This is a genomic window from Streptococcus pneumoniae, from assembly GCF_001457635.1.
Taxonomy (GTDB): domain Bacteria; phylum Bacillota; class Bacilli; order Lactobacillales; family Streptococcaceae; genus Streptococcus; species Streptococcus pneumoniae.
Window position 1 is genome coordinate 1,501,897 of the sequence record NZ_LN831051.1, and the last position, 14,329, is coordinate 1,516,225.

9 protein-coding genes and 1 pseudogene are annotated in these 14,329 nt (G+C 39.8%); all 10 read left to right on the forward strand.

All coding sequences use genetic code 11. The features are described from left to right. The first annotated feature begins 40 nt into the window (after positions 1–40). Positions 41–1,219, forward strand: a complete 1,179-nt coding sequence (locus AT689_RS08075) for an MFS transporter (protein WP_001083035.1) — start codon at positions 41–43, stop codon at positions 1,217–1,219. A 92-nt stretch (positions 1,220–1,311) separates the two neighbouring features. Next, the gene (gene ligA, locus AT689_RS08080; RefSeq protein ID WP_001042590.1) at positions 1,312–3,270 is read left to right on the forward strand and encodes an NAD-dependent DNA ligase LigA; all 1,959 of its coding nucleotides are present in this window, start codon (positions 1,312–1,314) and stop codon (positions 3,268–3,270) included. 111 nt (positions 3,271–3,381) lie between these two features. After that, a complete protein-coding gene (pulA, locus tag AT689_RS08085; RefSeq protein ID WP_000283061.1) occupies positions 3,382–5,661 on the forward strand; it encodes a type I pullulanase in 2,280 nt (759 codons plus the stop codon). 543 nt (positions 5,662–6,204) lie between these two features. Continuing rightward, entirely contained in the window at positions 6,205–7,629 is a 1,425-nt protein-coding gene (locus AT689_RS08100; RefSeq protein WP_000199369.1) for an NADP-dependent glyceraldehyde-3-phosphate dehydrogenase, read from the forward strand. Positions 7,630–8,111: 482 nt separating this feature from the next. Beyond that, positions 8,112–10,040: a 1,4-alpha-glucan branching protein GlgB gene (gene glgB / locus AT689_RS08105; RefSeq protein ID WP_000370249.1), complete on the forward strand. Its 1,929-nt coding sequence runs from the start codon at positions 8,112–8,114 to the stop codon at positions 10,038–10,040. Further along, the gene (locus AT689_RS08110) at positions 10,030–11,172 is read left to right on the forward strand and encodes a glucose-1-phosphate adenylyltransferase (protein ID WP_000787276.1); all 1,143 of its coding nucleotides are present in this window, start codon (positions 10,030–10,032) and stop codon (positions 11,170–11,172) included. Before glgB ends, AT689_RS08110 begins: the two co-directional genes overlap by 11 nt. After that, positions 11,162–12,300 (forward strand): annotated as a pseudogene (gene glgD, locus AT689_RS08115) (glucose-1-phosphate adenylyltransferase subunit GlgD). Before AT689_RS08110 ends, glgD begins: the two are co-directional and overlap by 11 nt. Beyond that, positions 12,297–13,730: a glycogen synthase GlgA gene (glgA, locus tag AT689_RS08120; RefSeq protein ID WP_000697313.1), complete on the forward strand. Its 1,434-nt coding sequence runs from the start codon at positions 12,297–12,299 to the stop codon at positions 13,728–13,730. The pseudogene glgD and the gene glgA overlap by 4 nt, the downstream one beginning before the upstream one ends. Positions 13,731–13,788: 58 nt before the next feature. Then, a complete protein-coding gene (locus AT689_RS12920; protein WP_001809343.1) occupies positions 13,789–14,160 on the forward strand; it encodes an HAD-IB family phosphatase in 372 nt (123 codons plus the stop codon). After that, positions 14,105–14,329: an HAD family hydrolase gene (locus tag AT689_RS12925; RefSeq protein WP_001844778.1), complete on the forward strand. Its 225-nt coding sequence runs from the start codon at positions 14,105–14,107 to the stop codon at positions 14,327–14,329. Before AT689_RS12920 ends, AT689_RS12925 begins: the two co-directional genes overlap by 56 nt.

A 14,329-nucleotide genomic window follows, 5' to 3' on the forward strand; every position in this document is an offset into this window, starting at 1 on the left:
TTTTGATACAATAGTTTCAAAATTTGAGAGGAGCTTTAATATGAATCGCTATGCAGTGCAGTTGATTAGCCGTGGGGCTATCAATAAAATGGGAAATATGCTCTATGATTATGGAAATAGTGTCTGGTTGGCTTCTATGGGGACTATAGGACAGACAGTTTTAGGAATGTATCAGATTTCTGAGCTCGTCACATCTATTCTCGTCAATCCCTTTGGCGGAGTTATTTCAGACCGTTTTTCTCGTCGTAAGATTTTAATGACGGCAGATCTTGTTTGTGGGATTCTTTGTCTGGCTATTTCTTTCATAAGGAATGATAGCTGGATGATTGGCGCTTTGATTGTTGCTAACATTGTGCAGACTATTGCTTTTGCCTTTTCTCGCACAGCCAATAAAGCTATCATAACTGAAGTGGTGGAGAAAGATGAGATTGTGATCTATAATTCTCGCTTAGAGCTGGTTTTGCAGGTTGTAGGTGTTAGCTCTCCTGTTCTTTCCTTCCTTGTTTTACAGTTTGCAAGTCTCCATATGACGCTACTGCTAGACTCGCTGACTTTTTTCATTGCTTTTGTTCTAGTGGCTTTCCTTCCAAAAGAGGAAGCAAAAGTTCAAGAGAAAAAGGCTTTTACTGGGAGAGATATTTTTGTAGATATCAAGGATGGGTTACACTATATCTGGCATCAGCAAGAAATTTTCTTCCTTTTGCTGGTAGCTTCCAGCGTTAATTTCTTTTTTGCAGCTTTTGAATTTCTACTTCCCTTTTCGAATCAGCTTTACGGGTCAGAAGGAGCCTATGCAAGTATTTTAACTATGGGGGCTATTGGTTCCATCATTGGGGCTCTTCTAGCTAGTAAAATTAAAGCTAATATTTATAATCTTTTGATTTTACTGGCTTTGACAGGTGTCGGAGTTTTTATGATGGGATTACCACTTCCAACTTTTCTTTCCTTTTCTGGAAATTTAGTTTGTGAATTGTTTATGACGATTTTTAATATTCACTTTTTTACTCAAGTACAAACCAAGGTTGAGAGCGAATTTCTTGGGAGAGTACTGAGTACAATTTTTACCTTAGCTATTCTATTTATGCCTATTGCAAAAGGATTTATGACAGTCTTGCCAAGTGTACATCTCTCTTCTTTCCTGATAATTGGAAGTGGTGTTATCATCTTGTCTTGTATATCGTTTATTTATGTTCGAACTCATTTTGAAAAATTGATATAAGGTTGCTTGAGTTTCAAAAATAATTTCAAACTAAGTGTTTTTTCCGCCCTTCTCGTTTGTGAGGAGGGCTTGTTTTATGGTAAAATGGTCTTATGAATAAAAGAATGAATGAGTTAGTCGCTTTGCTCAATCGCTATGCGACTGAGTACTATACCAGCGATAATCCCTCGGTTTCAGACAGTGAGTATGACCGCCTTTACCGTGAGTTGGTCGAGTTAGAAACTGCTTATCCAGAGCAAGTGCTAGCAGACAGTCCGACTCATCGTGTTGGTGGCAAGGTTTTAGATGGTTTTGAAAAATACAGTCATCAGTATCCTCTTTATAGTTTGCAGGATGCTTTTTCACGTGAGGAGCTAGATGCTTTTGATGCGCGTGTTCGTAAGGAAGTGGCTCATCCGACCTATATTTGTGAGCTGAAAATCGATGGCTTATCTATCTCGCTGACTTATGAAAAGGGGATTTTGGTTGCTGGGGTAACACGTGGAGATGGTTCAATTGGTGAAAATATCACAGAAAACCTCAAGCGTGTTAAGGACATCCCTTTGACTTTGCCAGAAGAACTAGATATCACAGTTCGTGGGGAATGTTACATGCCACGCGCTTCCTTTGACCAAGTTAACCAAGCGCGCCAAGAAAATGGAGAGCCTGAATTTGCTAATCCTCGTAATGCGGCAGCAGGAACTCTGCGTCAGTTGGATACAGCAGTAGTTGCAAAGCGTAATCTTGCAACGTTTCTCTATCAAGAAGCCAGTCCTTCAACTCGTGATAGCCAAGAAAAGGGTTTGAAGTACCTAGAACAACTAGGTTTTGTGGTCAATCCTAAGCGAATCTTGGCTGAAAACATAGATGAAATCTGGAATTTTATCCAAGAAGTAGGACAGGAACGGGAAAATCTACCTTACGATATTGATGGAGTGGTAATCAAGGTCAACGACCTAGCAAGTCAAGAAGAACTTGGTTTTACCGTTAAGGCTCCAAAGTGGGCAGTAGCCTACAAGTTCCCTGCTGAAGAAAAAGAAGCTCAACTCTTATCAGTTGACTGGACAGTTGGCCGTACCGGTGTTGTAACTCCAACTGCTAATCTAACACCAGTACAACTTGCCGGTACGACTGTTAGCCGTGCGACCCTGCACAATGTAGATTATATTGCTGAAAAAGATATCCGAAAAGACGATACGGTCATTGTATATAAGGCTGGTGACATCATCCCTGCCGTTTTACGTGTGGTAGAGTCCAAACGGGTTTCTGAAGAAAAACTAGATATCCCTACAAACTGTCCAAGTTGTAACTCTGACTTGTTGCACTTTGAAGATGAAGTGGCCCTACGTTGTATCAATCCGCGTTGCCCTGCTCAAATCATGGAAGGCTTGATTCACTTTGCTTCTCGTGATGCTATGAATATTACAGGCCTTGGTCCATCTATTGTTGAGAAGCTTTTTGCTGCTAATTTAGTCAAGGATGTGGCGGATATTTATCGTTTGCAAGAAGAGGATTTCCTCCTTTTAGAGGGGGTTAAGGAAAAGTCCGCTGCTAAACTGTATCAGGCTATCCAAGCATCAAAGGAAAATTCTGCCGAGAAGCTCTTATTTGGTTTGGGAATTCGTCATGTCGGAAGCAAGGCTAGTCAGCTTTTACTTCAATATTTCCATTCAATTGAAAATCTGTATCAGGCAGATTCAGAGGAAGTGGCTAGTATTGAAAGTCTAGGTGGCGTGATTGCCAAAAGTCTTCAGACTTATTTTGCGACAGAAGGCTCTGAAATTCTGCTCAGAGAATTGAAAGAAACTGGGGTCAATCTGGACTATAAAGGACAGACGGTAGTAGCGGATGCGGCCTTGTCAGGTTTGACCGTGGTATTGACAGGAAAATTGGAACGACTCAAGCGCTCAGAAGCTAAAAGTAAACTCGAAAGTCTGGGTGCCAAAGTGACAGGTAGTGTTTCTAAAAAGACCGACCTCGTCGTGGTAGGTGCAGACGCTGGAAGTAAACTGCAAAAAGCACAAGAACTTGGTATCCAGGTCAGAGATGAGGCATGGCTAGAAAGTTTGTAATGGATCGTTTAAAAACAGAGTTTAGAGAATATGACTATGTCTGTTAATTGAGACGAGATTGACAAAAATTTATTAGTGAAATAGAAACAAAGTAAAAAGGAAAAATAAAAAATGTATAACTACCCTATGCGCATTCATTACCATCGCAAGAATGGTGAATATGACACTTGCTCCTTTGTAAAAAGTCAGGATCAACGAATTGATTTGCTAACCTACAAAGAAGATTATTTTGGAGCTTTATTTAGCTTTGAACACCCAAGTTCACATGTTATAGAAAGCTTGAATTTTGTGGTTCATACAGGTCAAACTAGTAAAGAATATTCTATCCGTTTTAATCACTATCCCCTATTAACAGAAGTCTGGATTTTGGAAGGCGATGATAGGATTTATTACTCTGAAAATCCTGCTATTGCCAGTCCTTTCTATAAAAATCAAAATCCTTTTGCCTTTGATAAGGCCATTAACAGTGCTAGTTTTGACCATCATTGGGGTTACCAAGGAGAATTGGGTTGCCGTGTAGAGGACAATCAGGCTCATTTTTCCCTCTGGTCACCTACAGCGACAGAAGTGCAAGTTGTCGTTTATGAATCAGCTGCTAATGATGCACCCGTTTGGAAGACTTTTGAGATGAAAAGAGGCAATAGCTACTCTTATAATCATAAGGACAATACAATCGGTGTCTGGAGTTTGGATGTTGAGGAAGATTTGGTAGGTAAGGCTTATCAGTATCAAGTCCAATTCCCTCATCACCAAACACTGACACGTGATCCTTATACAATCGCGACCAGCCCTGATGGCAAACGTTCAGCTATTCTGAGCCATGTAGAAAAGCAAGTTGAAAACTTCGAGGTTAAGCACGGTTCGGAGGCTACTTGGCGCTTGGAAAATCCATGTAAGGCAGTTATCTGTGAAATGCACATTCGTGATTTGACTAAATCACCTACATCGGGTGTAGATGAACATCTTCGAGGAACTTTCTTGGGTGCTGCTCAGGCTGGAACAGTTAACCAATACGGCCAGTCAACTGCTTTTGATTACATCAAGAAGCTGGGCTACAATTATGTTCAATTGCAACCAATTGCAGACCGTCATAAAGAATACGATGAGGATGGAAATGTAACCTACAACTGGGGTTATGATCCACAAAACTATAACGCGCCAGAAACTAGTTTTTCAACTAATCCAGATGATCCAGCTCAGGTCATTCGTGATTTGAAGGTGATGGTTCAAGCTTATCACGATGCGGGTATTGGAGTCATTATGGATGTAGTCTATAACCATACCTTCTCAGTTGTTGATGCACCATTCCAAACAACAGTCCCTGATTACTATTATCGTATGAATCCAGATGGTACCTTCCAGAATGGAACGGGTGTTGGAAATGAAACAGCCAGTGAACACGAAATGTTTCGCAAGTATATGATTGATTCTCTTCTATACTGGGTGCAGGAATATAATATTGACGGCTTCCGTTTTGACTTGATGGGGATTCATGATGTCAAGACCATGCAGATGATTCGTCAAAGCTTGGATGAAATCGACTCCAACATTATCCTCTATGGAGAAGGATGGGATATGGGAACAGGTCTTGCCCCTTATGATAAGGCCAAGAAGGACAATGCCTACCAGATGCCAAATATTGGTTTCTTTAATGACAATCAGCGCGATGCTGTCAAAGGGGGAGAAGTTTATGGTGCTATCAAGTCAGGTTTTGTCAGTGGTGCTGCGACAGAGCCAATTCTAGCTAAAGCAATCCTAGGAAGTCGTGAATTAGGAAGCTATACACATCCAAATCAGGTGCTTAACTATGTAGAAGCCCATGACAATTACAATCTTCACGATTTATTGGCAACCCTTCATCCAGACCAAAGTTCAGAGCAAATCATGCGCAAGGTCGAAACTGCCACAGCCATGAATCTGCTCATGCAGGGGATGGCCTTTATGGAAATCGGTCAAGAATTTGGTCGTACCAAACTGGTTGCGACTGGTGAAAATGGTGAGTTGACCCATGATGATAGAGAGCGTGCGATGAATAGCTATAATGCTCCTGACAGTGTGAACCAAGTGAACTGGAACTTGATTAATGAGCGTCAAGACAGTATTGAGTTTATCCGTCAAGTCATCCGATTGAAGACAAAAACTGGTGCCTTTTCTTACTCTAGCTATGATGAAATTTACCATCATGTCTTTGTGCATTCGGCGATTGAACATAGCGGCTGCCTTATCTATGAAGTTCACGGCAAAGAACACCTCTTGGTGGTTGTGAATGCTAAATCAGAACCCTATCAATTTGAAAATGCAGGAAATTTAGCTATGTTGGTAACCAACAGTCGCTCAAAAGAAGATAATGTTTTAAATGATATTAGTCTAGCTGTCTTGAGTGTTTTATAAATACCATCTATCTCGCTATTTTTACACAGAAAAATTCCCAGTTATGAGTATTGGTAAAAAATCCATTCATTGAAATTGAAAGAATAGAAAGAACCTGGCTAACAGCTCACTTGTATAGAAAATTTGATAAATATTTTCACGAAACAAGACCTCCTATCAAAGTTTTTGAACATTTGATAGGAGGTCTTTTTATTATGAAGACTTTTACCTAGACTTTGTTTCAGCAATCTATGACAGTTATAGTAGCCTGAAATTGGAATAGCACACCCGTGTTTCTAAAACATTGTGAGAAATTGGTTTGACTGTCCCAAACCAAATTGTTCAGTTTTTTTATTTTACTATAGATGATACTCATTCACGCTCTTCGAAAATTTCTTCAAACCACATTAGCCTCGCCTTGACGTAGTGGATTTTTTTATTTTTATTGAGTATACTTTGAAAAATCAAGCTTGTGAAAATAATCTCAAAAATTTCGCAAAAAGGGTTGTGGTTTTCTGAAAATTTGGTAAAATATATCTTAATCATTTTCAGGAGGACAAGAATTTGACAAGATATCAGAATTTAGTAAATGGAAAATGGAAATCATCTGAACAAGAAATTACGATTTATTCACCAATCAATCAAGAAGAATTGGGTACAGTTCCAGCCATGACTCAGACTGAAGCTGATGAGGCTATGCAAGCTGCGCGTGCAGCCCTGCCAGCATGGCGAGCTTTATCAGCAATTGAACGTGCGGCTTATTTGCATAAAACAGCAGCTATTTTAGAACGCGATAAGGAAGAAATTGGTACTATCCTTGCCAAAGAAGTAGCAAAAGGGATTAAAGCAGCAATTGGAGAAGTAGTGCGTACAGCAGACTTGATTCGTTATGCTGCTGAGGAAGGTCTCCGTATCACTGGACAAGCAATGGAAGGTGGTGGTTTTGAGGCAGCAAGTAAAAACAAACTGGCTGTTGTCCGTCGTGAACCAGTTGGTATCGTGCTAGCGATTGCTCCCTTTAATTATCCAGTTAATTTATCTGCTTCTAAAATTGCACCTGCCTTGATTGCAGGGAATGTGGTCATGTTTAAGCCACCAACACAAGGTTCCATTTCTGGACTCTTGTTGGCTAAAGCATTTGAAGAAGCAGGGATTCCGGCAGGTGTTTTCAACACCATTACAGGTCGTGGTTCAGAAATTGGGGATTATATCATTGAGCACAAAGAAGTCAACTTCATCAACTTTACAGGTTCAACTCCTATTGGAGAACGTATTGGTCGTTTAGCTGGTATGCGTCCTATCATGTTGGAACTTGGTGGGAAAGATGCAGCTCTTGTACTAGAAGATGCAGATTTGGAACATGCTGCCAAGCAAATTGTTGCGGGAGCCTTTAGCTACTCAGGACAACGTTGCACGGCCATTAAACGTGTCATTGTTCTCGAAAGTGTAGCAGATAAATTAGCTACTTTGCTTCAGGAAGAAGTTTCTAAATTAACAGTTGGTGATCCATTTGACAATGCTGATATTACACCTGTTATTGACAATGCTTCAGCCGACTTCATTTGGGGCTTGATTGAGGATGCACAAGAAAAAGAGGCTCAGGCTCTTACACCAATCAAACGTGAGGGCAATCTCCTCTGGCCAGTGCTTTTTGACCAAGTTACAAAAGATATGAAAGTGGCATGGGAAGAGCCATTTGGTCCTGTTTTACCAATCATTCGTGTGGCTAGTGTAGAGGAAGCTATTGCCTTTGCCAACGAATCTGAATTCGGCCTTCAATCATCAGTCTTTACAAATGATTTCAAAAAAGCCTTTGAAATTGCTGAAAAACTTGAAGTAGGTACAGTCCACATTAATAATAAAACCCAGCGTGGTCCAGATAATTTCCCGTTCCTTGGTGTCAAAGGTTCTGGAGCTGGAGTGCAAGGGATTAAATATAGCATTGAAGCGATGACAAATGTCAAATCCATTGTTTTTGATGTGAAATAACGTGTAAAATCAGGAAATTGTTTTCCTGGTTTTATTTTTTTGCTATAAAATAATAATAATTATAGAAAAAATACGAACTTTTTGGTATTATAGTATATTGAAACTAGAATAGTACAGCTCTACTTCTAAAACATTGTTAGAAATCGATTTGACTGTCCTGATCGATTTGTCCTGTTATTATTTCATTTTACGATATATAGTACATTGAAGTTAAAATAGTACACTTTGATTTCTAAGACATTGTTAGAAATTAGATTAAATTCCTTAATCGACTTGCGCATGTTTTATTTCATTTCACTATAGTAGAAAAAGAAAGGCGTTTTCGCAATTTTTTGAAAAAATATTGATTTACAATTGAACGAGTAAGTGAACTTGTTGTAGATTTTCAAAATAATTAAAGAAGTATAGTAATTTACTTGAATCTTCTCTAAAAAGGTAGTATAATAAAAACATAGAAAACGCTTACAGGAGAAGGGGAGTATATGGATAATAGAGAAGCATTAAAAACCTTTATGACGGGTGAAAATTTTTATCTCCAACATTATCTAGGAGCACATAGGGAAGAACTAAATGGAGAGCATGGCTATACCTTCCGTGTTTGGGCACCTAATGCTCAGGCTGTTCACTTGGTTGGTGATTTTACCAACTGGATTGAAAATCAGATTCCAATGGTAAGAAATGATTTTGGGGTCTGGGAAGTCTTTACCAATATGGCTCAAGAAGGGCATATTTACAAATATCATGTCACACGTCAAAATGGTCATCAACTGATGAAGATTGACCCTTTTGCTGTCAGGTATGAGGCTCGTCCAGGAACAGGGGCAATCTTAACAGAGCTTCCTGAGAAGAAATGGAAGGATGGACTTTGGCTGGCACGAAGAAAACGTTGGGGCTTTGAAGAGCGTCCTGTCAATATTTATGAAGTTCACGCTGGATCATGGAAAAGAAATTCTGATGGCAGTCCTTATAGTTTTGCCCAGCTCAAGGATGAACTCATTCCTTATCTCGTTGAAATGAACTATACTCATATTGAGTTTATGCCCTTGATGTCCCATCCTTTGGGCTTGAGTTGGGGGTATCAGCTTATGGGTTACTTCGCTTTAGAGCATGCTTATGGCAGACCAGAGGAGTTTCAAGATTTTGTCGAGGAGTGTCATACCCATAATATTGGGGTTATTGTGGACTGGGTACCAGGTCACTTTACCATCAACGATGATGCCTTAGCCTATTATGATGGGACACCGACTTTTGAATACCAAGACCATAATAAGGCTCATAACCATGGTTGGGGTGCCCTTAATTTTGACCTTGGAAAAAATGAAGTCCAGTCCTTCTTAATTTCTTGCATTAAGCATTGGATTGATGTCTATCATTTGGATGGTATTCGTGTGGATGCTGTTAGCAACATGCTCTATTTGGACTATGATAATGCTCCATGGACACCTAATAAAGATGGCGGAAATCTCAACTATGAAGGTTATTATTTTCTTCAACGCTTGAATGAAGTTATTAAGTTAGAATATCCAGATGTGATGATGATTGCAGAAGAAAGTTCGTCTGCGACCAAGATTACGGGAATGAAAGAGATTGGTAGTCTAGGATTTGACTACAAATGGAACATGGGCTGGATGAATGATATCCTCCGTTTCTACGAAGAAGATCCGATTTATCGTAAATATGACTTTAACCTGGTGACTTTCAGCTTTATGTATGTTTTCAAGGAGAATTATCTCTTGCCATTCTCGCACGATGAAGTGGTTCATGGCAAGAAGAGTATGATGCATAAGATGTGGGGAGATCGTTACAATCAATTCGCAGGCTTGCGCAATCTCTATACGTACCAAATTTGTCACCCTGGTAAGAAATTGCTCTTCATGGGTAGCGAATACGGTCAATTCCTAGAATGGAAATCTGAAGAACAGTTGGAATGGTCTAACCTAGAAGACCCAATGAATGCTAAGATGAAGTATTTCGCTTCTCAGCTAAACCAGTTTTACAAAGATCATCGCTGTCTGTGGGAAATTGATACCAGCTATGATGGTATTGAAATCATTGATGCGGATAATCGAGACCAGAGTGTTCTTTCCTTTATTCGTAAGGGTAAAAAGGGAGAAATGTTAGTCTGTATCTTTAATATGGTACCTGTTGAGCGGAAAGATTTTACAATCGGACTACCCGTTGCAGGAATTTACGAAGAAGTATGGAATACTGAGTTGGAAGAGTGGGGAGGCGTTTGGAAAGAACATAATCAAACTGTTCAAACGCAAGAAGGACTATGGAAAGATTATGAGCAGACCTTAACCTTTACTCTACCGGCTATGGGAGCAAGTGTATGGAAAATCAAACGTCGCTTGAAATCTACTAAAACCGTCACAAATAAAAACCAAAAAGGAGTAGAAAATGAAAAATGAAATGTTAGCTTTGATTCTTGCTGGTGGGCAAGGAACTCGTCTCGGTAAACTCACTCAAAGCATCGCAAAACCAGCTGTGCAATTTGGTGGGCGCTACCGTATCATTGACTTTGCCCTATCAAACTGTGCCAACTCAGGGATTCATAATGTTGGGGTCGTTACACAGTATCAACCACTTGCTCTCAACAACCATATTGGGAATGGTTCAAGCTGGGGACTAGACGGTATTAATTCAGGTGTCTCTATTCTTCAACCTTATTCTGCAAGTGAAGGAAATCGTTGGTTTGAGGGGACTAGTCACGCTATTTACCAAAATATCGACTATATCGACAGTGTCAATCCTGAGTATGTCTTGATTTTGTCTGGGGACCACATCTACAAAATGGACTATGATGATATGCTCCAGTCTCATAAGGATAATAATGCCAGCTTGACAGTAGCAGTTTTAGACGTCCCTCTTAAAGAAGCAAGCCGTTTTGGTATCATGAACACAGATGCTAACAATCGTATTGTTGAATTTGAAGAAAAACCAGCTCAACCTAAATCTACAAAAGCTTCTATGGGAATCTACATTTTTGATTGGCAACGCCTTCGTAATATGTTAGTCGCTGCTGAAAAGAGCAAGGTTGGCATGTCAGACTTTGGTAAAAATGTCATTCCAAATTACCTTGAGTCAGGTGAAAGTGTTTATGCTTATGAATTTAGTGGTTATTGGAAAGATGTTGGTACTATTGAGTCACTTTGGGAAGCGAACATGGAGTATATTTCTCCAGAAAATGCCTTGGATAGTCGTAACCGTCAATGGAAGATTTACTCAAGAAACTTGATTTCACCACCAAACTTCCTCGGGGCAAATGCTCATGTGGAAGACTCATTAGTTGTAGACGGATGTTTCGTTGATGGAACTGTTAAACATTCTATCCTTTCAACAGGCGCGCAAGTTCGCGAAGGAGCGGAAGTCCTTGATTCAGTTATCATGAGTGGAGCTATCATTGGTCAAGGAGCTAAGATTAAACGTGCCATTATTGGTGAAGGTGCGATTATTTCTGACGGTGTCGAAATTGATGGAACAGATGAAGTACAAGTTGTAGGATATAATGAAGTAGTGGGGGTAGCAACAGATGAAGATTGATAAATATTCTGCCATTTTAGGAAATACAGTTGGTTTTCACAATATGTCGACATTGACGGACCACCGTCCAGTAGCAAGTTTGCCATTTGGTGGGAAATATCGTTTGATTGACTTCCCACTTTCAAGCCTTGCTAATGCAGGTGTTCGTAGTGTCTTTGGTATTTTCCAGCAGGATAATATCAGCTCAGTATTTGACCATATTCGTTCAGGACGCGAGTGGGGCTTATCAACCCTTCTTAGCCATTACTATCTAGGAATTTACAATACCCGTGTAGAAAGTAGTACAGTTGGAAAAGAATACTACCAACAGCTTCTTACTTATTTGAAACGTTCTGGCTCAAACCAAACGGTTGCCCTCAACTGCGATGTTCTTATTAACATTGATTTGAACCAAGTTTTCCACCTACATAGTACAACAAAAGAGCCTATCACTGTAGTTTATAAAAAACTAGCTAAGAAAGATATTTCAGAAGTAATGCAATCTTGGATGTAGATGAAACAGACCATGTTCTTTCTCATAAACTCTTTGATAGCAAGTCAACAGCTGAAACGTTCAATATGTCTACAGATATCTTTGTCGTTGATACACCTTGGTTGATTGAACACTTGGAAGAAGAAGCTAAAAAAGAACATCCAGAGAAATTGCGCTATGTTTTACGGGATTTGGCTGTAAAAGAGGGAGCTTTCGCCTACGAGTACACGGGCTATCTAGCCAATATTCACTCTGTTAAATCTTATTATCAAGCGAATATCGATATGCTTGAATCACAAAAATTCTATTCTCTTTTCTCACCAAACCAAAAGATTTATACAAAGGTCAAAAACGAAGAGCCAACTTACTATGCTAATACATCTAAGGTAAGCACTTCTCAGTTTGCCTCTGGTAGTATTATTGAAGGTCAAGTAGCTAATTCTGTTCTATCACGTAATATTCATGTCCATAAGGATAGCTTGGTTAAAGATAGCCTGCTATTCCCTCGTGTTGTTATTGGAGAAGGGGCTCAGGTCGAATATGCTATCTTGGACAAAGGGGTTGAAGTTGAGCCTGGTGTTGTGATTCGAGGAACTGCAGAACATCCAGTTGTGGTTAAGAAAGGTGCTAAAGTAACAGAGGATATTCATTCATGAAAATTTTATTTGTAGCAGCAGAGGGTGCACCCTTTTCAAAAACAGGTGGTTTGGGAGACGTCATTGGCGCTCTTCCAAAATCACTGGTAAAAGCTGGGCACGAAGTTGCAGTGATTTTACCCTACTATGATATGGTAGAGGCTAAATTTGGAAGTCAGATTGAAGATGTGCTTCATTTTGAGGTGAGCGTTGGTTGGCGCAGACAGTATTGTGGAATTAAGAAAACAGTATTAAATGGTGTAACCTTCTACTTTATTGACAATCAATATTATTTCTTCCGTGGTCATGTTTACGGTGATTTTGATGACGGAGAACGCTTTGCCTTTTTCCAACTGGCTGCCATTGAGGCTATGGAAAGGATTGACTTTATTCCTGATCTTCTCCATGTTCATGACTACCATACAGCTATGATTCCTTTCTTGTTGAAGGAAAAATACCGTTGGATTCAAGCCTATGAGGACATTGAAACAGTTTTAACCATTCATAATTTAGAATTCCAAGGACAATTTTCAGAAGGAATGTTGGGTGATTTGTTTGGAGTTGGCTTTGAACGTTACGCTGATGGCACCCTTCGATGGAACAACTGTCTGAACTGGATGAAGGCAGGTATTCTCTATGCGAACCGTGTTTCAACTGTTTCACCTAGCTATGCTCATGAAATTATGACTAGTCAGTTTGGATGTAATTTGGATCAGATTCTTAAAATGGAGTCTGGTAAAGTATCTGGTATCGTGAATGGGATTGATGCTGATCTTTATAATCCTCAGACGGATGCTCTTTTAGACTATCATTTCAATCAGGAAGATTTGTCTGGGAAAGCCAAAAATAAGGCAAAATTGCAAGAAAGAGTTGGCTTGCCTGTTAGAGCAGACGTTCCACTGGTGGGAATTGTTTCTCGTTTGACACGTCAAAAAGGTTTTGATGTGGTGGTCGAAAGTCTTCACCATATCTTGCAAGAAGATGTTCAGATTGTTCTTTTGGGAACTGGCGATCCAGCCTTTGAAGGAGCTTTCTCATGGTTTGCTCAGATTTACCCAGACAAGCTATCAACAAATATCACTTTTGATGTCAAACTTGCTCAGGAAATCTACGCTGCTTGTGACCTCTTCCTCATGCCAAGTCGTTTTGAACCGTGTGGCTTGTCTCAAATGATGGCTATGCGTTATGGAACCTTGCCATTGGTCCATGAAGTTGGAGGCTTGCGAGATACAGTTCGCGCTTTCAATCCAATCGAAGGAAGCGGTACTGGCTTTAGCTTTGACAATCTATCTCCTTATTGGTTAAATTGGACTTTCCAAACAGCATTGGACTTGTATAGAAACCATCCAGACATTTGGAGAAACCTACAAAAACAAGCTATGGAGAGTGACTTCTCATGGGATACAGCCTGCAAGTCATACCTTGACTTGTACCATAGTTTAGTTAATTAATAGATAAAATCGTATGATGACTTCATACGATTTTTAGGCTGTTTAGAGAGGAGAACTGATGTCTCAAGTAAAAGGCTTGTGTGTTTTGGATGTAGATGGAACCTTAATCCTAGAAGAAGTGATTGATCTTTTAGGGAGAGAGGCAGGTCATGAGGCGGAAATTTCGCAGATTACAAGTCGAGCAATGCGAGGAGAGTTGGTCTTTGAAAGCAGTTTAAGAAAAAGAGTGTCCTTGTTGGAAGGTCTTCCTATTTTGGTCTTTGATAACGTCTTCAACTCAATTCATCTATCGCTAAATGTCCCAGAGTTCATCTCTATTCTCCAAAAGAATGGCATCCTAGTTGGTCTGGTGTCTGGTGGATTTACACCAATAGTTGGAGAGATTAGCAAAATCCCTTGGTATTGCCTATTTCACTGCCAACCAGCTTGAAGTCAAAGAAGGTCTTTTAACAGGAAAATTAGTTGGACAAATTATAAGTCCCCAGGTCAAAAAAGAAACTCTGGAAAAATGGAGAAAGAAACTAAAACTTTCTAAAGAAAGAACGGTGGCAATCGGTGATGGGGTCAATAATCTATTAATGTTGAAGTCGGCGGAGTGA